Raw genomic sequence first — 20,121 nt, forward strand, 5'->3', positions numbered from 1 at the left:
TTATTTCCAATATTTATCGGGGGTAAGATATATTAAGCTTTGCGTAACGCACCGTTTCATCATTAAACTCTCTACTAGTGCGTTACGGCTTCGCCTAACCGCACTCTACGATGATTATTTGTGCAAGTGCTACATAGGAAAAAAATTTACTCAATTTTGACCGCACTTTTTATCTAAAAGCTCACTTCAACGCCAATACTCTCGCAACATTCTGCGCAGCGGAAATAAGATTTTGTTCGCCTTGTTTTAGAATATCGGATAAATCGCCTAATTGACGGATGATAGGGAAGACGGCATCAATACCGTGAGCGAAAACCACATCATAATCCTCACGCAAACAGCCGACAATAGCGATCACCGGTTTATTGAACTGTTTTGCCGTGCGTGCGACCCCGATTGGGGTTTTTCCCATAATACTTTGGGCATCCATTCGGCCTTCTCCGGTAATCACATAATCCGCATCTTTCACATAATCTGCGAGACGTAACGTATCCAGCACGATTTGCACACCGGCTTTAAGTTGTACGTTTGGTAACAATAACAATCCGCCCCCCATTCCACCTGCTGCACCTGCACCCGCTTGTTCTTTAATTTGTTTACCGCAATCACGTTCGGCGATTTCGGCAAAATGTGCGAGCGCCCTATCAAGTTGTTTTACCATTTCAGGCGTTGCCCCTTTCTGTGGCCCGAAAATAGCGGAAGCGCCACGTTCTCCGCAAAGCGGATTATTGACATCACAGGCAACGTCAATATGAACATTATGCAGGCGCGGATCCAACTGTCGAAGATCAATTTTATCAATATTGATAAGCTCTGCCCCACCAAAGCCGATTTGCTTACCTTCTGCATCCAAGCACTGTAACCCAAGGGCTTGTAACATTCCCACGCCGCCATCATTGGTCGCACTACCACCGATACCGAGAATGAATCTTTCTACACCGAGATCGAGGGCTTGTTTAATCAATTCACCCGTACCATAACTGGTTGTGAGTAAAGGATTACGTTTTTCAGGTGAAACCAAGTGCAAGCCGGAAGCCGCCGCCATTTCAATAATCGCCGTCTTACCGTCACCGGATAAACCGAAAAAACTTTTCACTTTATTGCCTAAAGGTGCGGTAACTTCACATTCAATAAGTTTACCTTGAGTGGCATCCACTAAAGACTGAACCGTCCCCTCACCACCGTCCGCCATCGGTAATTTTACATATTCCGCTTCAGGAAAAACGCGTTTAAAGCCGGTTTCAATCGCCGTTGCCACTTCAAGTGCAGTCAAACTTTCTTTAAAGGAATCGGGTGCAATTACAATTTTCATTTTGCTCTCCTGTCGTTAGAATAGGTTAAATACGCCGAAAATTAAGGTGGATATGACGGTCATTATCAAACCGACCGCACTTTCATAAGGAATGAGTTTTAAACGTTCTTTCATTTCCATATTCACGCTTCCCCCCGTTGCGTGGAAGAACGAACCGTGCGGCATATGATCGAATACCGTGGCACCCGCGTGAATCATTGCCGCACCGGCTAAAGCACTCACACCGAGTTCAAGCAATGTGCCGCTGAACACATTGGAGGCAACCGCCGTACCGGCAGTGGTAGAAGCCGTAGCTAAAGACATTAACGCCCCTGAAATCGGTGCGAGAATGTAAGACGGTAAGCCGGAATGTTCCAAACCTTGAATCAATACATCTTTTAAGCCTGAATTGGCAATAATACCCGCTAATGCCCCTGTACCGAGCAACATAATCGCCACCGGCGCCATTTTACCCAAGCCGCTCATCGCATAGCTGTTCGCTTGACGTAATTTCCCCATGCAAAGCGCACCGATTAAGCCGCCTAGCGGTAGAGCAATCAGCGGATCGACTTTAATATCGAATAACGGACGAAGGGCAAGGAGTAAAATTGCCACGAGCGGAGCAACAAGTGCGGTTGAAAATGCCGGTAAATTTTGACTTTCTACGGCAACGACTTCTTTGTCTGTTACTTTAGTGCCTTTATTGATCAAGCGTTTCGCTAAAACATAGGTCAAAATCAAGCCGAAAATCGCCGGAATGACACCTGCCATCATCACTGAGGTAAGCGGTAAATGAAAAGTATCGGCGGCAGCAATCGCATTCGGGTTCGGCGACATAATGTTGCCCGCTTTACCACCACCTATCATCGCCAATAAAATTGCCGGTTTAGATAAATCCGTACGGCGTGCCAAAGCAAGAGCGATTGGCGATACGGTGATCACCGCAACATCCACAAATACCCCCACAGCGGTTAAAATCATTGTCGACAATGCTAAAGCAAGCAATGCTCGAGTTTCACCAAGTTTGTTCGTGATCGTCTCGGCAATAGAATTTGCCGCACCGGATTCAATCAATACGCCCGCCAACACACCGGCTGCCAAAATACGCATTACTGCGGTGGTAATACCTTGTGCGCCACCAATCATCAAACTGACCGTTTGTGATAAATCCGCACCGCCAATCAATCCGCCAACCAACGCCCCAGCCAACATTCCATAAGCGGGGGAAACTTTTTTCAGAATAAGGAAGATGGCAACAATTAACGCCACCAATGCTCCTAAAGCAGATACAGTCGTCATTTTTCTCTCCTCTAATAAGTGAATTAAATTCACTATAAAAAAACTGAAGAGATTATTCCGTGATAATTAAAAAATAGCTTTATTCGGATAAACAAAAAATGCATTCAAAAATGACCGCACTTTGTTGAATAATACAAATCAATGTTCAAGCAATGTTCCGAGATACAAGCTCAATGTATGATCTATCTTATTGAAAGATAAGCCCGTTAATTGCTCAATTTTAGAAAGACGATAACGTAACGTATTAGGGTGGATAAACAATTTTTCAGCAGCGAGATGTAGATCACAATTTGATAAAAAATATTGTTGTAGTGTTTTATATAGACTGATATTTTCTTCCGCAAACAAGGGCGCAATCGGTTTCAGTAATTCACCCCCTTGCCAAGAACCGGATAGCCCCGTCAACAGCACGGGCAAACGATATTCATCAAAAAAATAGACGTTTTTCCGCGGGTGATGTTTTAATCCGTAAGCCAAGGTACTTTGTGCGCTCTCAAAAGAAAGGGGTAATTGCTCAGACAAGGGGGCATTTAAAGCCGCACCGACTGCGATTTTATAATCTTGCTTAACGTAATCAGGCGGCAATAAGGTTTTCATTTGTAAAAGTGCGGTCGAAATTTGAAAAGATTTTAGCACCACCACTTGATTTAAGGATAGCATCGCCACTTCTTGCTCAAATTCGGGCTGTTCTAAATAATTGATTAAATGCTGTACACTATCCGGATTCGGCTGTAAAAGCTTAATCAAAATCACCACTCGGGATTTATTGAGATCAAAAGAGAAAAATTGAGCTTGCTGCTCCATATCCTTCCAGTTCAGATTGCCACGCAATAGCTGTAAAATAAATTCCTCTTTATAGCGGCGATGCCAACTTTCACGTTCCAGTAATGCGTGCTGTTCCACAATCAATTCGGCGGTCATTCTCACTAATTCCGCATACTGTTTCACTAACAAAGGTTCGCCGGAAATGCCCACGACACCAAGATTTTTGCCAAGATACTGAATCGGTAAATTAATCCCCGGCTGCGCTTCAAAATTCCATTTTTCCGCCAACACCTCATCCACTTCCACCACTTTATTTTCCCGTAATGCGATAACCGCCCCCGTATGTCGCTGCCCTAAACGTTTCGCATTACCGGAGGCAATAATCACCCCATCGTGATCCATCACATTCACTGAACAATGGATAATTTTCATCGTCCGCTGAACGATTTTCTTCGCAAGAATAGTATCGAGTTGCATTAGAAATAACCTGATTATTTAAATATTACGTGAAAACCTAACTATACTTATTCGTTTTTCCTTAAGCAAGGAAGCGTCCGATAACTTGCCCTCCAACCAGAATCCATGCCATTAACATTGAAGTAAAAAAGACGCTGAGATACACATAGCCTGTTTTGAGATAGCACCAATGACTAATTAAAATGAAAATGACAAATTGCGGAATAATAACCGATAACATCATCATCCAACGACCACCGAATTGCGGGAGTCCTATTAAATCGAACCCCGGTCCTAGTTGCATAAAATTCGGTATAAAATGAAATAACCATAAAATTATTAATCCACCGACTGCGAATAAACTTGTTTTTATTGTCCAATTTATCAAGGTCATCGTGAAACATTTCCTATGTTTCATACGCATTTGTACATTAATAATCAATCCATTAAATGAATAGAAAAAGAAGAAAATAAATAACCAGTAAATCGGAAATAAAATAAAGCGTTCCGCTGTAAGAGGTTTAAAGATCGGCCATAAAAAGCGTAATTCAACTTGCCAGATAGAATGAACAAGGTAAGCAATACTATAAAGATAACCGACTAATATTATCGCTAAAATAAAGTAGCGTAATATTAATTGAACAGTTGTTATATTCGATGTATTAGAGAAAACACCGAACTCCTGCCAAGAAATAAGCTTCTTACGAGACCATATAAAGAACAATATATAATTAACTATCGCACTAACAATTAACCATAATATGATGCCGTTTCCCATTTCTAACGGCATAAAAGGAACCACTGCGGCAATAGGTTCATTCGCACCACCCCATTGTGTAAACAATGGATACAATACGATTGTCATCATGATATTGCCTATGGCGAAATAAAACCATTTGTTTGAAGATAATTCAATTTTTGTTGAGGGAGGTTGTGTTACTGCCGAAAAATAAGAATGATTCAATAATCCGGCAGCTAAAAATAATGAAGAAACCAGCGCAAAAGATAAGGCAAATAATCCCGCAAACTCTTTATACCAATAGGTTTGTTGATCCGGTTCAACCCAATCCGCATCTTTTTGCCCTTGTTGTAAAGCCTGATTAAACCATAAAACCGCTTCTTTATTGGTATGTGATGAAATCATTACACCCAAATGCGTTCCATCAACTAAAGCGGCACGTCTTGCCGAACCATCGGTAAAATTTCCATAGGTATGATCCCATTGCAAACTACCGTTTTCTTCTAATGAAAACGCCTTTAAACGACTGTAGTTTTTCGTTAAATCTTTAACGGGAAAAGATTTCTCACGATAACCGCCTATTTCTTCATACAATCCTTGAGTAAGTAAATAATTATGCAAACTAGGCTCGCCGCCATTACCACTTTGACCGTTTACCGCCTTATGATCCGGATTCAATTTTGCCACTCGGAGCGCATTTAGCGCACCTGTAGAATGACCAAAAATACCTAATCGCTGATTATCGACAAAAGGGAGAGATTTTAAATATTGATAGCCATTATTTGCACCGCTCATATTTTTATTTGAAGCCGGTAATGCAGTTGAATAACCGTGCCCGAAATGATCAATAGCGAGCACAACAAATCCGCGTTTCGCTAATTCCAATGCCCCGAACGTATTCGTTGCCTCCTTATCGCTTTGATAACCATGTAATGCTAATAATCCGGGCTTAGGGCTTTTATCTGTCGCAGAATGCGGACGATATAATTTTGCGACCATCGGTTGCTTTTCTTCCGTCATAAAAGTAATAGTGGAAACCTCAATCCGACCGAAATCCCGCTCAACCAAAGATGCAAAGTAAGCACAGATAAGCGTGAGAATTAAAAACAAACCACTCCAAATAAAATTCTTTCTCATCATATTATTTCCCCTTTCACTTAGATACAGGATAAATTTCCAATACTTTTATTCGGAAAACTCAACAATACAGGTTACTTGACTGGAATCCAGCCCTACAATTCTTAATGGTGCGTTAAAGAATTGTTGAATATTCACATTTGGGGGTAACTCGGATAAATGCATATCTTCAATAACCGTAGTGAATTTTCCTGTGTGATAACCCAAAATAGCACGATGGCAATCTCTAGGATTTTCACTTTCAGGTATTTGTGATGAAGGTGAACCTAACGCCAAGAAGTCGATACCTACCCCTTTTAAATTAGGAAAATTTTCAGATAAGTATTTGCCCGCACTTGTTGATATGTAAGGGCCTTCATTTTGATAACGAACGGGATCTTCTGTTCTATACTTTTCAAATCCTGTTCTCAAAAAGGCAAAGGACACATTTTTTAAAATATCGGAATAAGGTTCTAAATCTTTCTGCGTGATTCCTTCTGCATCACTCTTTGGTATTTCCAATAAAGCGACTTTCTTGTGGCAAAAGTATTCAATGGGTAATTCATTAATGCTTAAGCCGTCTTTCACAAAATGGCGAGGAGCATCCATATGAGTGCCGCAATGATTAGGCAATTCCGTCATAAAACTGCTGAACGGTTCATCATCACTGATGACATCCGTACAACGGGTAACTTTTACGGCCGGTTCTCCCGGCCATACTAAATCTTTGGGATCAAGAGGATGTGATAGATACATAAACATAATCGTTCTCCTTAAATTAATCACATACAAAAAATTATTTGAAAGTGATTAAATCTCATAACCGCTTATTCTGAACTTGAACATAGCCCAGGATTAGAACTAAAATTCCTAGTGGGAAAATTAAATCTATTAGAGCCCCATCATTACCCCAAATTAAATTAGCGATAATTACCAGACTTCCACCAACAGCCCACGCAATTGTTGTAGGCACAGACCAGACTATCATCTGTTTTTTTACATCATTAATCCCCATCATTCGATTTACTACCCAAAATAAGCTATCATTAAAATATCCGAAAAATAGCGATCCCATGGTTGCAGCCTGTGCTGCCAACAACATATTTACCCCCGGCATTTGAGTAAGAATCGGTGCAGAAATTGAAGCGGCAGTAATCATCGCGACCGTACCGGAACCTTGAATAAATCGAACCAAAGTAGCGATAATAAACGGAACTAAAATTGGAGAAATAGGAAGTCTTGCTACCTGCTCTGCCAACGCCGTACCGGCACCACTATCTCTCAATACCGCCCCCAAAGCACCACCGGCACCAGTCACAAGAAGAATGATCCCCGCTGTCTTTACTCCTTCCTCTAAATGAAGTGCGGTCGAATTTTTATCTGTTTTTGGTAAAAGCGTGTAAACAGAAATTACTACACTCAATGCGAGTGCAATCATAGGATGTCCGATAAAAGCAAATAAATGATAGATTTTCATCTCTGCAATTGCAGGGCTACCTTTAATAGCTAAGTCAAAAACTGCTTTAATAAAGATAAGTAAGATCGGCAATGCAATTGGAAGCAAAGATAATCCTAAACTTGGAAGATTTTTCTTCTCATGTTTTTCAATATAATCATCATATTTTTGTTTTAGTTCATCGTTAGAAAATGTCTCTTGATTAAATGTTGGATATTTTTTATCTAGCCATTTTGCATAGAGAACTATACCTACAACAGGAAATACCGCAAACGACATTCCAACAAGCAACATCGCCCCGATATCAACACCAAACAATCCCGCTACACCTAATGGCCCCGGCGTTGGAGGTACAGTATGATGTGTTACAACCAAACCACCAGCAAGTGCGACACCCAGAGTAAGTAATGAACGTTTACCGTTTTTCGCTAGTGCTTTTGCAACCGGATACAAAATTACAAAAGCTGAGTCTACAAAAATAGGGATACTAACAACATAACCGGTAATAGCTAACGCCCATTCCTCTTTTTTCTTACCGAGAAATTTGATGAAACTAAATGCCATTTTCTCTGCTGCGCCAGAAACCTCTAAAACGCTTCCCATCATTACACCTAAACCGATAACAATACCGATTCCGCCTAATGTACCCCCAAAGCCTTTTGTGATTGCACCTAGCGTATCATTAACACTCATCCCTCCGACTAAACCGGCTACCGACGAAGCAATAAGCATCGCAATAAACGCATGCACACGAGTTCTTAAAACTAAAACTATAAGAACAAATACAGCAATAATTAAGCCAATAATTGGCGTAGGTAGTCCAAGCATAGGTACTCCTTATACTGTGAGAATTGTTATTACTTACATATCGAATTGAATAAATTGATGAATTACGTCTTTGAAGTTGTTATCCGCTCTAAAACCAAGTTCTAAGGCTTGTGAACAATTTATTTCAGCCGGCCAACTTGCTACGATGTTATTAATCCCTTCATCAAATTCAAATTTCACATTTTGCAAAATTTGTTCTCCTTTAACCTCGGCTAAATCAGAAAGCATTTGCTTCACACTAACTGTAAATCCAGGGAGATTAATGACATGCCAACTACGTAATGGTAAAGCCGGTAAATTTAATGTATGGATAAAATTTTCAATAATCGTATTTGGACTGGATAACCAAAGTAGTAAATCTTCCGAAACCGGACAAATTGCTTCTTCGCCATTCAATGGTTCGCGAATAATGCTGCTTACAAAAGAGGAGACCGCTTTATTTGGTTTTCCGGGACGAATACAAATCGTCGGTAAACGAACACACATACCATCAACAAAACCTTTTCTTGTGTAATCATTGATAAGTAATTCACTCATTGCCTTTTGGGTTCCATAAGTAGATTGAGGTGTCACAGCGGTATCATTTTGAATAACTAACGGTAAATCCCCCCCAAATACTGCAAGCGAACTAGAAAAAACAAAACGTACTTTAGGATTATGTTGACGACAAATTTCAAGCAAATTTTTTGTCGCTAAAAAGTTAATTTCATATCCAAGATCAGGATCTTGCTCTGCATGACTGCTCACGATCGCTGCAAGGTGAAAAATAGCATCTGTTTCGGACGTGATAATTTCTTCCAGCCCCTGAGGATAGCGTAGATCCATTTCAAAACATCTCACACGAGGATCATTATTCGGTGCTATCGGTTTCACAACATCAATTAACGTTAGCTCATCAATAGAGATTTGTTTTTGATTAAGTAATGTTTTGGCAAGACGTTGCCCCAGAAAACCTTGTCCACCGGTAATTACAATTCTCATAAAATACTCCTTTAATCTTTAAAAAAGATAAATCTATGGTATAAAAAGAGCGGTCATTTTTTATGACGTTTTAAAACTTCTCAAAAAACAACCGCACTTCATCACTTATTTATAGCGTTCAAACCACGCCAAACCGCTTGTGGTTTCTCCTCTCGGTTTGTATTCACAACCGACAAACCCTTGATAACCTATTTCATCAAGCTTATTGAAAATGTATTCGTAGTTTATTTCGCCTTCATCCGGTTCATGGCGTTCCGGCACGGAGGCGATTTGTACATGGGCAAATTTACCTTTTAATTTATCGGTTAAACGGGATAAGTTTCCATCTACATTCTGAGCGTGGAAATAATCCAGCTGAACAAATACATTATCGCAAGCCGCACACTCTACGATAGCTAAGGTGTCGTACTGGCTTTTTAATAAGTAATTCGGTTTCACTTCCGGACTTAATGCTTCCAATAAAATATGAATACCATGAGGTTTAAATTTTTCTGAAGCGTAACGAATATTATTGATAAAGGTTTGTTGATACGCTGCTTTATCCTCCCCTTCCGGAACCACCGCCGCCATAATATGTACATTCGGGCAGCCTAATCCGATCGCATATTCCAATGCCATATCAATATGTTGGTGACTTTGAGCTTCACGTCCTGGAATCGCCGAAACGCCCCATTCGCCTTGAGAAACCTCTCCCGCCGGTGTATTAAATAACACCACTTGTAACCCGTGTTTATCCAATTCTTGTTTAATGGTTTCTACGGCGTAATCATAAGGCCAGAGAAACTCAACATATTTAAAGCCGGCTTTTGCCGCCGCTTCAAAACGCTCAATAAATGGAATTTCGTTAAACATCATGGTTAAATTCGCTGCAAATTTCGGCATGATTATTTCCCCCTGTTTTTTAAGTCATTTACTTCATCATCCGTCAAATAACGAATCGGTTTTCCTTGTAATAGGAAGAACAATTTTGCCGTTTCTTCCAATTCTTCTGCGTTATCCGCCGCATCAAGTAAATCTTTGCCGGTCACAACAACGCCGTGATTGGCAAGCAAGAAAGCCTTACCGGACAAAGCACGAGCCTCCAACTCCTCTGCAATACTTGGTGAACCCGGTCGGTAATAAGGGATAACCTGTAAAGCACCGACCCGCATCACGTAATAAGGGGTAAAGGCTTTAATGGCGTTTTGCGGATCAAGATTTTCCAAACAAGAAAGCGCCGTTAAATAAGTGGAATGAAGATGTACGATTGCCCGACATTCCGGATTTTTGCGATACATTGCCAAATGAAACACAAATTCTTTTGAGGGTTTATCTCCCTCCAAAACATTGCCTTCCATATCTAACACAGAAAGACGCTCTGCTTGCAATCTTCCAAGCGAACTGCCCGTGGGGGTAACTAAAACCCGATTTTCATCCAGCCGTACGGAAAGATTTCCTGCGCCACCGACAGTGTAACCACGCTCATAAAAAGAACGTCCAAGCTTTACCATTAGTGTTTTTAATTCTGTCTCTGTCATACCATCATTCCTTGTGCATCAGTGAAGAAACTTTCTTTGCCGAAGTTGCCCGATTTCAAGGCAAGTGCGGTCGATTCTCCTAATACTTTTAACCAAGGCACTCCCGGTGCGATTTGCTTACCGATTTGAAAACCGCTAAAACCAAGTTGTTGAACAACAATGCTGGAAGTTTCACCACCTGCAGTAATAAAGTTTTCTACACCGGCATTACTTTTTAACAACTGCGCCAATTTTGCAAAGGTTTGTTCAATTGCGAGGCTTGCTTTATCTCCCCCAAATTTACTTTGAATTTGTTTAAGCTCATCAGGTGGCACGGTGGCATAAACCATAGGTGCAAAAGCTTCATCAAGATGCGGCAAAACTTGATTAAGCAACGTTTCCGCATAATTCGGATCTGCTATCGCACGTTCCACATTCAAATAAATCGCAGTCGCTTTCTCTTTGTAAAACTCAACCTGTTTATTTGTCATCACCGAACAGGAACCGGAAAGAATCACGCTTCTGCCTTTTTTCGGTACAAAAACATCCGTTGCTTTTTTGCCGCCACTTAATCTCGCCGCCATATACGCGCCTAAACCGGATCCGCCCGTCACTAATTTCAAATCACGTACGGCTTCGGCAAGTACGGCAAGTTGGCTGTTATCTACCGCATCGACTACCACATAACGGAAACCGTCTTGCTTCAATTTAGCAAAACAAGCTCTAACGTGTTCCGCCCCTAAAATCACATCGGCATAACTTACCAACCCCGTTTTGCCTTTGGCTTGCGCATCCATTAAACGCATAAGATTTGCATCTTTCATCGGCGTAATAGGGTGATCACGCATTCCTGATTCATTAAGCAGAACATCGCCTACAAATAAATAACCGTTGAAGATGGTTCTACCATTAACCGGTAATGCCGGTGTGATCACGGTAAAATCATCGTTGAGGGCATCTAATAAGGCATCCGTTACCGGCCCGATATTGCCTCTTGAGGTGCTGTCAAAGGTTGAACAATATTTAAAATAGAACTGAGAACAACCGCTCTTTTGTAGCCATTTAAGGGCATTCAATGATTGCTCAACGGCTTGATCTACCGGATTAGAACGAGACTTCAAACTAATCACAATGGCATCGACTTTTTCTGTTAACGGTACATTCGGAACACCGTTCATTTGCACCGTATGCAAACCGTTTTCGACTAAAAAGCTCGCAATATCGCTTGCACCGGTAAAATCATCTGCAATTACACCCAACATCATTACGCTCCTTTTTTCGGTAATTCGACACCGCTGAAGATTTTAATCACTGCACTGTCATCTTCTTTTCCATAACCCGCGTTGCTCGCTTCAGTGAACATCGAATAGGCGGTACTGGCAAGATGAAGCGGGAAATGCAAAGATTTCGCCGTATCATTCACAAGTCCTAAATCTTTTACGAAAATATCCACCATTGAGAGAGGTGAGTAATCTCCTTCCACCACGTGTTTCATACGATTTTCAAACATCCAAGAATTACCGGAGGCGTTTGTCACCACGTCATACATTAAATCAAGCGGAATACCGGCTTTTGCGGCGAGCGCCATTGCCTCCGCACCGGCTGCGATATGCACGCCCGCAAGTAATTGATGAATAATTTTTACCGTTGCACCTAAACCGATTTCCTCACCAATGTTATAAACCTTACCGGCAACGGCATTCAGAACCGGTTGTAATTTTTCAAATGCCTGAATGGAACCGGATGCCATTACCGTCATCTCGCCAAGTGTCGCTTTTGCCGCCCCACCGGATACCGGCGCATCTAACATAAGCAACCCTAAAGCTGTTAATTTTTGTGAAATCGATTTTGCATCTTGTGCCGAAATGGTAGAAGAAACCATTACGGCAGTGCCTTTATTTAACTTTTCCGCCAAACCGTTTTCACCAAACAGTACTGAATTAACCTGTGCGGCATTAACGACAAGCAATACCACCGCATCTAATTTATCGGCAAAATCGACCGCACTTTGCCCAACGGCATAAGCACCATCCGCTTTTAATTTTTCAAGAGCTTTGGTATTAAGATCCACGCCATAAGTGGTTAAGCCGGCGTTTACACAAGATTGTGCCGCCCCCATTCCCATTGCACCTAAACCGATTACAGCGACAGAATATGCTTTATTCGTCATAACATCCTCCAAATAATAAGTTGACTGTTCTGATAAAACGCATTCTGCCATAGACCAAAATAAAAAAACGTGAGCAAGATCACAAACTTTAACATTGATGTTATTTTTTGTTATTCACTGTGAAAAATAGATAGAGGAAAGAAAAAAAGCTATAATGAAATAAATTTTTAGGGAGAAATTATGATTCCTGCCGAACGACAAAAACTGCTACTTAATTTAATTAACCAGAAAGGGATTGTGAGCATTGCACAATTAGTTGATTCGCTAAATGTTTCTCATATGACGGTTCGCCGAGATATTCAAAAATTGGAAGAAAAGGGAAAAGTGATTTCAGTATCCGGTGGCGTTACAATGCAGGAACACCTTTCTTTTGAGCCGACCCACCAAGATAAATCCTTACTTTTTCACACGCAAAAAGAGCAAATCGGTGAAGTTGCAGCCCAATTAATTCCAACCAATACAACGATCTATCTTGATGCGGGAACAACCACATTGGAAATCGCTTACCGTTTAATTGAACGTGATGATTTATTAGTGATAACGAACGATTTTTCCATCGCACATTTTTTAATGACAAACGGGCAGTGCGAATTAATTCATATCGGCGGAACGGTAAATAAATTAAATCACTCTTCCGTCGGGGAACTTGCCGGACAATTTTTACGTCAACTTTCTATTGATATTGCCTTTGTTTCCACTTCATCATGGACACTAAAAGGCTTAACCACGCCTGACGAAACCAAATTACCGGTAAAAAAAGCGCTTTTGGATTCAAGCAATCAACGTATTTTAGTCTCCGATTCCTCAAAATACGGCAAAGTTGCGACATTCCATATTTGCCCGTTGACACGCTTCGAGCGCATCATTTGCGATAAAAACCTCGTTGAATCCGCGCAAAATGCGATTAAAGAGCTGAATATTAATCTCATCACCGCATAAATATCCGCAATAAAAAAAACGGCTTATGCCAACAACATAAGCCGAAAATCTTTCTAAAAATTGACCGCACTTTAAAAGAATAAAGAGCCTGCCCACACAATAGCAACAATGCAAAGTGCAACAAAAACCGCAGCAGAGCCTTGATCTTTCGCCCGTCCGGAAAGCTCGTGGCGTTCAGCACCGATACGATCGACAACAGCCTCAACGGCACTATTTAACAGTTCCACAACCATAACAAGTAAAACAGAAGAAATCATCAAGATGATTTCGAATTTGGTGTCACCAAGCCAAAAAGCCAATGGAATTAAAATACAGGCTAAGAAACACTCGTGACGAAATGCCGCTTCGTTTTTGAATGCGCTCTTTAAGCCTTGGACAGAATATTTCGTTGAATTGATTAAATGGGTTAGTCCCGTGGTTTTATACATACCGCTTCCTATTTTATAAACGCTTGGCTTCAATTACGTCATTTAATTTTGCAAGTCTCGCCAAGATTTTACTTAAACTTTCCACATTATGGAGTTCAATTTCCATATCAATGGTTGCCAGTTGTTTTTTCATATCGGTGCGACTTGCAACACCCAATACGCTGATTTTTTCATTCGCCAGAACCGTTGTAATATCACGCAATAAACCGTTGCGATCACTTGCGACCACGCGGATATTAATACGAAAACCGTTGGCATAATTTTCTCCCCAAATGGATTCCACTACGCGTTCCGGATGGGCGGTTTGCAGATCTAAAAACTGCTCACAATCACTGCGATGAATGGAAATGCCACGTCCTATTGTGATATACCCCACAATGGCATCGCCCGGAATCGGCTGACAACAACGCGCCATATGATGCATTAAATTGCCCACCCCTTCAACAATTACATAGCCGTTCTTCGCGGCTATTTTTTGCTGTGCATTGTTCACACTTTTCGTTGCAACATGGCGTAAGATCTCCTGATCGGCTTCCTCCGCCGTCACTTTAATCAGTTTATTTTGTAGGAAATTAATAAGCTGATTAAGACGAATATCCCCACTCCCAATCCCCGCATAAAGATCTTCTATATTTTTTAAGTTGTAGCGCGGCAGGGCATGCTGCTCAACCTGTTTTAAGCTAAGATTCAAGCGGGCTAATTCATTCTCCAATAATTCCTTACCTGCCGGCACATTTTTGTCGCGATCTTGTTTTTTGAACCATGCCTGAATTTTGGCTCGGGATTTTGCGGTGTGGGTAAAGCCTAAATTTGGGTTGAGCCAGTCACGGCTTGGGTTTGGATTCTTTTGGGTAATAATCTCAATTTGATCACCCATTTGTAATTGATAAGTGAACGGCACAATACGCCCCGCCACTTTCGCCCCAATGCAGCGATGACCGATTTCACTATGAATCGCATAGGCAAAATCAAGCGGTGTCGAACCTGTCGGTAAATCCACCACCTCCCCTTTCGGGGTAAACACATACACGCGATCATCAAACACTTGACTGCGTAATTCCGCCATCACCTCGCCGGAATCCGTAATATCATCCTGCCACGCCAGTAATTTACGCAACCACGCAATCTTTTCTTCATAAGCGGAAAGACTTCCCGTGTTACCTTCTTTGTATTTCCAATGAGCGGCAACACCTAATTCCGCATCGTCATGCATTTGTTGGGTACGGATCTGCACTTCAATCGGTTTTCCCCCTTTTCCTAACACAACGGTGTGAATAGATTGGTAACCGTTCGGTTTCGGGTTGGCGACATAATCATCAAATTCTTTTGGTAAATGTTTGAAGTGGGTGTGAACGATACCAAGTGCAGTATAACAATCTTGTAATTTTTGTACGATAATTCTGACCGCTCTTACGTCATATAAGCCGCTAAATTCCAAATGTTTTTTCTGCATTTTCCGCCAAATGCTGTAAATATGTTTTGGGCGACCGTAAACTTCTACGTGTTCAATATTTTCACGCAGATAGCCGCTCAATTCCGCCACAAAATCCGCGATATAATGTTCGCGATCAAGGCGGCGTTCCTGTAAAAGCTTCGCAATCGAGCGGTATTGTTCGGGGTGCAAATAACGGAAACAGTAATCTTCCAATTCCCACTTGAGCTGACCAATCCCTAAACGGTTGGCAAGCGGTGCATAAATATTGGAACATTCTTTGGCCGCAAGAACTTTATCTTCTTCAGAACAACGATTTTCCGCATCACGAAGGAAGGTAATGCGTTCGGCAAGTTTAATGATCACACAACGGAAATCATCGACCATTGCGAGCAACATACGGCGTACGTTATCTACTTGTAGTGCATTGGCTGAATGGCTGGCATTAAGCTGGCGAATGTTGTCCATTTCTTCCACCCCTTTGAGCAATTTGGTGATTTTCGTACCAAATTCTTCTTTTAGGGTTTCCCAATCGACCAAATGATTCGCCACAATCGGGAACAGCATTGCAGTAATCAAGCTTTCCGCATCCATATTCAGTTCGTGCAGAATTTCCACCATTTCTACACCGGATTGGAGTGTCAGAGTGGCATTTTCCATCACTTCAGGATGGGCATTAATATGTTTGCGTGCATAATACCAAGCATCAATCAGCGTTTTTTCCGTCTGCTCCGTCAGCTTTAATCCTGCACACCATTGTTCTATCACAAAATCTTGCGGATTTAACAAATGAGAACCACGAACAGCAACCATAATACCCCCTGTTGATGAAGATAGGAGCAACATCCTGTCACTCCATTTTAGTCGCGCTATTGTAACAGAATAACCGAGTTATTTTGTAGAAAATAGCGTCATCGACTCCAAATGTCCCGTATGAGGAAACATATCGATCACCGTACTTTTTTCAATGTGGTATCCGAAACGGCGTAAAATTTCCGCATCCCGTACTAATGTTGCCGGATTACAAGAAACATACAAAATTTTTTCCGCCTTCAGTTCACACAACGCATTCAGAGCAAAAGCCGCACCACTACGCGGTGGATCGAGCAAAATTTTGTTGAAAGATTGCTTTGCCCAAATTTGATCGACAAAGGGTTGGTCAAGATCTGTTTGGAAAAATTCAATATTATTGAGCCGATTTCGTTCGGCATTTTGCTCGGCTTTTCGCACCATATCAAAAACACCTTCAATTCCGACCGCACTTTTTACCCGCTTAGCGAGCGGTAATGTGAAATTCCCCATACCGCAGAACAAATCCAGCACGCGATCCGTAGGTTGTAAATTCAACCAAGCTAATGCGGTTTCCACCATTTTTTCGTTAAGAGTGCGGTTAACTTGAATAAAATCGCGAATATCAAAATACAATTTTGTGCCATCGACAAATTGATAATAAGGCACGTCACCATAAACCCGTTCAATCCCTATATCACTTTGAAAAAAGAGCATTAAATGCTCCCGCTTGGCAAAATCAAGCAACAAAGTGCGGTCGGTTTCAGCAAGATTTCCTTTGTAACGCAATAACATTGCCACACCATTATCCGCAGCAACCAATTCAATATGCCCAAGCTGTTTTGGAATGGAATAGTCGTGCAAAAGTGCGGTCAATTTTGGCAACAAATTATTAATACGCGGCTCAATCACTTCGCAAGATTGTATAGAAATAAGATCTTGAGTATTTTTCTTACGAAAGCCCAGTTCAATACCTTTGGTTTTCGGGTTAAATCCTAAACTCAAACGCACACGGCGGCGATAGCCCCAAGATTCCCCGAAAATCATCGGACTAAATGCGATCGGTTCCGTTTGAAGTTTGCTTAAACGTTTAAACAAAGCGGTTTGTTTTGCTTCCCGTTGCATTTGTATCGGAATGTGTTGTCCTTGGCAACCACCGCAGCGGCCGTAATAGACACAGCGCGGCTCAACGCGTTGCTCACTTTTGCTGAACCATTTTTTAGCAACCGCTCGCCCGTATTGGCGTTTATCTTCTATGACGGTACATTCCGCCTTTTCTTGTGGTAACGCATTTTCGATAAACCAAGTTTTGCCGTTGATTTTCGCCACGCCTAAGCCTTGATAATCCAATTCACGGATTTCGGCAACGATATTTTGCGTATTTTTTGTTTTTTTCTGTTGGGTATAAAGAAGTGCCATTATTTAAAAAATAAAATATTTTGAGTAAATAATTCTCGACTTTTCAGCGGTTTATCGCCGAGATAAGGTTTTAATGCGATACGTGTGAAACGCTTTGCCGCTTGACGAACATTCTCATCGGAAAAATCAAGGGCTTCAAAAGCAATGAGTTCACGTCCATAAAAAGTGAGGTTATCTTTCACTAATGAAGCGATAAACCCTTTTTCTTCCCGATAACGATAAGTCATTGTCGCCTCCACCGGCGCCCCCGAACCTGCGCAATGTAAGAAATCCACACCATACCCTAATATTTGAAGTAAATTAAATTCAAATAAACGCAAGCTGGGTTCAACGTTGGATTCGGTCGCCAAGCCGGTTAAGCATTTGAGATAGTGTTGAAAAAGTTGAGGATTTGCCGTTTCAGTCTCAATCACTCGGGTGAGCAGTTCATTCACATAAAAACCGCTGTAAAGTGCCGTTTGTTGTAAGGGTAAGGCGATAGCGGCAGGTTCGGCTTTGGTGAGAATTTTTAAGCTACTTTTGCCGCTCCAACGTAGTAATAAGGGGGTGAAGGGCTGTAACACCGACTTCCATGCGGAACGTTTTGCTCTCGCCCCTTTTGCGAGAACCGTCAAACGACCGCTTTCTTCGGTAAATAAATCCACCAATAAACTGGTTTCGCTATACGGGCGGCGATGAAGTACAAAGCCGCGTTGAAGTTCGGTTTGCACGCCTTATTTTCTCAATACTGCGTTTTTCAGCACGCATTGTTCGGCTAAAATCACGCCCACACTGGTTTTCAACGAGCTAAAATCATCGCGTTCCAGCCATGTCCAGCGAATATTGCTATAATTATTGCCCCGTTCGGAAATCACCATGGTTAATCTTTCCGTCACTTCATTAAAGGTAACCGAAACTCGTTTAAGGGTTTTCTTGTTTTTCTTTTGCGTGCTATGTACCACACGAACTTCTTTGTTATCTTTACAAAGATACAGCCTCGCCGAACCTTTTTGCGAAGCTTTATCCACTTTCTCCACCATCATTTTTTGCGGTTGAGGCTCGTTTAATAGCGGATTTTGCGCACAACCGCCAATAAAAAGTGCGGTTGAAATTAGCAATGTTTTTTTTAGCATAAACACCTGCCGAAATTAAACAAAAAGGGCGAACAATCGCCCTTAAAACTATTTTCTAAATTGATACGAACCGTCAGCTTGGCGTACGAATTTCGCGCCGTTTGATAAACGCAATTCGCTTACCCGCCCTTGGGCATTCAGTGAAACCTGAACTTTATCCCCCGGCTTGAAACTACTTAACACATTCCCTGCGCCGCTCGCTTTAGTCATCGCATTTACATCAGAGATATTGAGTTGATTATCACGGAAAACCTGCATTAAGGAGACACCTTGAGGAACGGTTAAGGTTTTACTTGCCGCTGTAGATGACGTTAATGATTTTGCTGCACTACCGCTAGGTTTAGCATCCACAATTTGAACTTTACGATCATTTTTCACCGTTACTTTCGCCTCTTGAGCTGAAACTTTTGGTGTCTGTTCAACTTTTGTTGCTTTCACCGGAGTTGGTGCTTTTTTTACAACTTTCGGTTCTTTTACGGTTTTAACATTATCATGAGAAACTTCAACCGTTCTCGGTGCTGATTTGACTTCTTGTTGAGTAGTCACCGATTTAGCTGTTTCTTGACGAACAGGAGCAACCGGCATCGCTTGGGCGGTAATCTCTTGCTGTACAGATTGTGCCTGTGCGGCAGGCATCTCAGGTACTTTTACACTGTCTTTTCGTGCGTCGCCCATATATTCCATTTTACTCGGCTCTGAAGATGCCGATTCGCTTTGGGCTTGTTGCTCGACAATTGGTGCGCTTTGCGTCGGAACATTATCTAACACAGTAGTTTCAACCGGTTGAGACTGATCTAAAGATTGAAATTGCACCGGAATTTCATTGCTGTTTTGCAGCTCAAAAGATTCCACCGTGTCGGAATTCGGCTTTAACGCAAAGAAAACGATTAATAGCAATACCAAGGCTAAAATCGCGATAAATAAACGGCGATGTTTTTCCGGTAAAACTTGTAATATTTTCCATTTTTCAGGACGTTTTAATGCGGCTGTCGCTGCGGTTGTGCCGGCGGCTAAAGTCTCTTTTGCTTGTTCTGAAACGGAGGAAGCCGCTTCAATCGCTTGTTCCGCTTTATCTTCAGCACTTTCAATGACAGATTCAACGGTTGATTCCACTTGCTGAACGATTTCTTCTTCCGCTGTTTTAGGTTCTGCCGTAAAATTTGGTTGCTGAATCGACTGCGGCTCAACACTTTCTCCGAAAGTCGGCTCTTTACGTACATTAAATTGGGGTTCGATTTGTTCTTTACGGGCAAATAAACCGGTCAACCCTTTTGCTTTATCAAGTAAAGATTCGTTATGTTGAACCGGTTTTCTCGGAATAACCGAATCGGTTTGGTTAAGACCGAGATCAAGTTCGTTTTGTGATTTATTTTCGTTTGATGGATTGTTATTCATAGCATTCACA

At 41.6% G+C, this 20,121-nt stretch carries 18 protein-coding genes; 1 reads left to right on the forward strand and 17 read right to left on the reverse strand.

Annotated elements, in window-relative coordinates:
- Positions 1 to 181: 181 nt before the first annotated feature.
- From IHV77_RS04015 to ltnD, 11 genes are all read right to left on the reverse strand, one after another.
- The gene (locus IHV77_RS04015; protein ID WP_194812843.1) at positions 182 to 1,312 is read right to left on the reverse strand and encodes a glycerate kinase; all 1,131 of its coding nucleotides are present in this window, start codon (positions 1,310 to 1,312) and stop codon (positions 182 to 184) included.
- Between the two features lie 15 nt (positions 1,313 to 1,327).
- Positions 1,328 to 2,590 carry a GntP family permease gene (locus IHV77_RS04020; RefSeq protein ID WP_194812844.1) on the reverse strand — a complete coding sequence of 421 codons (1,263 nt, stop codon included), beginning with the start codon at positions 2,588 to 2,590 and terminating at the stop codon, positions 1,328 to 1,330.
- Between the two features lie 138 nt (positions 2,591 to 2,728).
- Entirely contained in the window at positions 2,729 to 3,832 is a 1,104-nt protein-coding gene (locus IHV77_RS04025) for a PucR family transcriptional regulator (RefSeq protein WP_194812845.1), read from the reverse strand.
- Between the two features lie 61 nt (positions 3,833 to 3,893).
- The gene (locus IHV77_RS04030; protein WP_194812846.1) at positions 3,894 to 5,690 is read right to left on the reverse strand and encodes an alpha/beta hydrolase; all 1,797 of its coding nucleotides are present in this window, start codon (positions 5,688 to 5,690) and stop codon (positions 3,894 to 3,896) included.
- A gap of 45 nt (positions 5,691 to 5,735) precedes the next feature.
- Positions 5,736 to 6,428 carry a cyclase family protein gene (locus IHV77_RS04035; protein WP_194812847.1) on the reverse strand — a complete coding sequence of 231 codons (693 nt, stop codon included), beginning with the start codon at positions 6,426 to 6,428 and terminating at the stop codon, positions 5,736 to 5,738.
- 55 nt (positions 6,429 to 6,483) lie between these two features.
- Positions 6,484 to 7,950: a GntT/GntP/DsdX family permease gene (locus IHV77_RS04040; protein ID WP_194812848.1), complete on the reverse strand. Its 1,467-nt coding sequence runs from the start codon at positions 7,948 to 7,950 to the stop codon at positions 6,484 to 6,486.
- Between the two features lie 33 nt (positions 7,951 to 7,983).
- Positions 7,984 to 8,931 (reverse strand): D-erythronate dehydrogenase, encoded by a 948-nt coding sequence (denD, locus tag IHV77_RS04045; protein ID WP_194812849.1) that lies wholly within the window; start codon positions 8,929 to 8,931, stop codon positions 7,984 to 7,986.
- A gap of 105 nt (positions 8,932 to 9,036) precedes the next feature.
- Positions 9,037 to 9,813: a 2-oxo-tetronate isomerase gene (gene otnI / locus IHV77_RS04050; protein WP_194812850.1), complete on the reverse strand. Its 777-nt coding sequence runs from the start codon at positions 9,811 to 9,813 to the stop codon at positions 9,037 to 9,039.
- Positions 9,814 to 9,815: 2 nt separating this feature from the next.
- Positions 9,816 to 10,448 carry a 3-oxo-tetronate 4-phosphate decarboxylase gene (otnC, locus tag IHV77_RS04055; protein ID WP_194812851.1) on the reverse strand — a complete coding sequence of 211 codons (633 nt, stop codon included), beginning with the start codon at positions 10,446 to 10,448 and terminating at the stop codon, positions 9,816 to 9,818.
- Positions 10,445 to 11,689, reverse strand: coding sequence for a 3-oxo-tetronate kinase (otnK, locus tag IHV77_RS04060; RefSeq protein WP_194813218.1), 1,245 nt, complete (start codon positions 11,687 to 11,689; stop codon positions 10,445 to 10,447). Before otnK ends, otnC begins: the two co-directional genes overlap by 4 nt.
- A gap of 2 nt (positions 11,690 to 11,691) precedes the next feature.
- Positions 11,692 to 12,597 (reverse strand): L-threonate dehydrogenase, encoded by a 906-nt coding sequence (gene ltnD / locus IHV77_RS04065; protein ID WP_194812852.1) that lies wholly within the window; start codon positions 12,595 to 12,597, stop codon positions 11,692 to 11,694.
- A gap of 180 nt (positions 12,598 to 12,777) precedes the next feature.
- Between ltnD and IHV77_RS04070 the strand changes: the two genes are divergently transcribed.
- Positions 12,778 to 13,536: a DeoR/GlpR family DNA-binding transcription regulator gene (locus tag IHV77_RS04070; protein WP_194812853.1), complete on the forward strand. Its 759-nt coding sequence runs from the start codon at positions 12,778 to 12,780 to the stop codon at positions 13,534 to 13,536.
- 71 nt (positions 13,537 to 13,607) lie between these two features.
- On the opposite strand, the gene IHV77_RS04075 is transcribed toward IHV77_RS04070, so the two are convergent.
- The 6 genes from IHV77_RS04075 to oapA all read right to left on the reverse strand — a co-directional run bounded on the left by IHV77_RS04075 (position 13,608) and on the right by oapA (position 20,111).
- Complete coding sequence (locus IHV77_RS04075) at positions 13,608 to 13,964, reverse strand: diacylglycerol kinase (RefSeq protein ID WP_194812854.1); 357 nt, start codon at positions 13,962 to 13,964, stop codon at positions 13,608 to 13,610.
- 13 nt (positions 13,965 to 13,977) lie between these two features.
- Positions 13,978 to 16,209, reverse strand: a complete 2,232-nt coding sequence (relA, locus tag IHV77_RS04080) for a GTP diphosphokinase (protein WP_194812855.1) — start codon at positions 16,207 to 16,209, stop codon at positions 13,978 to 13,980.
- A 78-nt stretch (positions 16,210 to 16,287) separates the two neighbouring features.
- Positions 16,288 to 17,604, reverse strand: coding sequence for a 23S rRNA (uracil(1939)-C(5))-methyltransferase RlmD (gene rlmD / locus IHV77_RS04085; protein ID WP_194812856.1), 1,317 nt, complete (start codon positions 17,602 to 17,604; stop codon positions 16,288 to 16,290).
- Positions 17,604 to 18,314, reverse strand: a complete 711-nt coding sequence (recO, locus tag IHV77_RS04090; RefSeq protein WP_194812857.1) for a DNA repair protein RecO — start codon at positions 18,312 to 18,314, stop codon at positions 17,604 to 17,606. The genes rlmD and recO overlap by 1 nt, the downstream gene beginning before the upstream one ends.
- A 3-nt stretch (positions 18,315 to 18,317) precedes the next feature.
- The gene (locus IHV77_RS04095) at positions 18,318 to 18,716 is read right to left on the reverse strand and encodes an MliC family protein (protein WP_194812858.1); all 399 of its coding nucleotides are present in this window, start codon (positions 18,714 to 18,716) and stop codon (positions 18,318 to 18,320) included.
- A 48-nt stretch (positions 18,717 to 18,764) separates the two neighbouring features.
- Positions 18,765 to 20,111, reverse strand: a complete 1,347-nt coding sequence (gene oapA, locus IHV77_RS04100; RefSeq protein ID WP_194812859.1) for an opacity-associated protein OapA — start codon at positions 20,109 to 20,111, stop codon at positions 18,765 to 18,767.
- Between the last annotated feature and the right edge of the window lie 10 nt (positions 20,112 to 20,121).

The organism is Rodentibacter haemolyticus (genome assembly GCF_015356115.1).
Lineage (GTDB): Bacteria > Pseudomonadota > Gammaproteobacteria > Enterobacterales > Pasteurellaceae > Rodentibacter > Rodentibacter haemolyticus.

Coding starts and splice junctions, on each gene's coding strand:
- IHV77_RS04015 (WP_194812843.1), bottom strand. CDS start 1,312: ATGAAAATTGTAATTGCACCCGATTCCTTTAAAGAAAGTTTGACTGCA.
- otnK (WP_194813218.1), bottom strand. CDS start 11,689: ATGTTGGGTGTAATTGCAGATGATTTTACCGGTGCAAGCGATATTGCG.
- IHV77_RS04020 (WP_194812844.1), bottom strand. CDS start 2,590: ATGACGACTGTATCTGCTTTAGGAGCATTGGTGGCGTTAATTGTTGCC.
- relA (WP_194812855.1), bottom strand. CDS start 16,209: ATGGTTGCTGTTCGTGGTTCTCATTTGTTAAATCCGCAAGATTTTGTG.
- otnI (WP_194812850.1), bottom strand. CDS start 9,813: ATGCCGAAATTTGCAGCGAATTTAACCATGATGTTTAACGAAATTCCA.
- denD (WP_194812849.1), bottom strand. CDS start 8,931: ATGAGAATTGTAATTACCGGTGGACAAGGTTTTCTGGGGCAACGTCTT.
- ltnD (WP_194812852.1), bottom strand. CDS start 12,597: ATGACGAATAAAGCATATTCTGTCGCTGTAATCGGTTTAGGTGCAATG.
- IHV77_RS04070 (WP_194812853.1), top strand. CDS start 12,778: ATGATTCCTGCCGAACGACAAAAACTGCTACTTAATTTAATTAACCAG.
- IHV77_RS04095 (WP_194812858.1), bottom strand. CDS start 18,716: ATGCTAAAAAAAACATTGCTAATTTCAACCGCACTTTTTATTGGCGGT.
- IHV77_RS04035 (WP_194812847.1), bottom strand. CDS start 6,428: ATGTTTATGTATCTATCACATCCTCTTGATCCCAAAGATTTAGTATGG.
- IHV77_RS04075 (WP_194812854.1), bottom strand. CDS start 13,964: ATGTATAAAACCACGGGACTAACCCATTTAATCAATTCAACGAAATAT.
- oapA (WP_194812859.1), bottom strand. CDS start 20,111: ATGAATAACAATCCATCAAACGAAAATAAATCACAAAACGAACTTGAT.
- rlmD (WP_194812856.1), bottom strand. CDS start 17,604: ATGGCACTTCTTTATACCCAACAGAAAAAAACAAAAAATACGCAAAAT.
- IHV77_RS04025 (WP_194812845.1), bottom strand. CDS start 3,832: ATGCAACTCGATACTATTCTTGCGAAGAAAATCGTTCAGCGGACGATG.
- IHV77_RS04030 (WP_194812846.1), bottom strand. CDS start 5,690: ATGATGAGAAAGAATTTTATTTGGAGTGGTTTGTTTTTAATTCTCACG.
- IHV77_RS04040 (WP_194812848.1), bottom strand. CDS start 7,950: ATGCTTGGACTACCTACGCCAATTATTGGCTTAATTATTGCTGTATTT.
- otnC (WP_194812851.1), bottom strand. CDS start 10,448: ATGACAGAGACAGAATTAAAAACACTAATGGTAAAGCTTGGACGTTCT.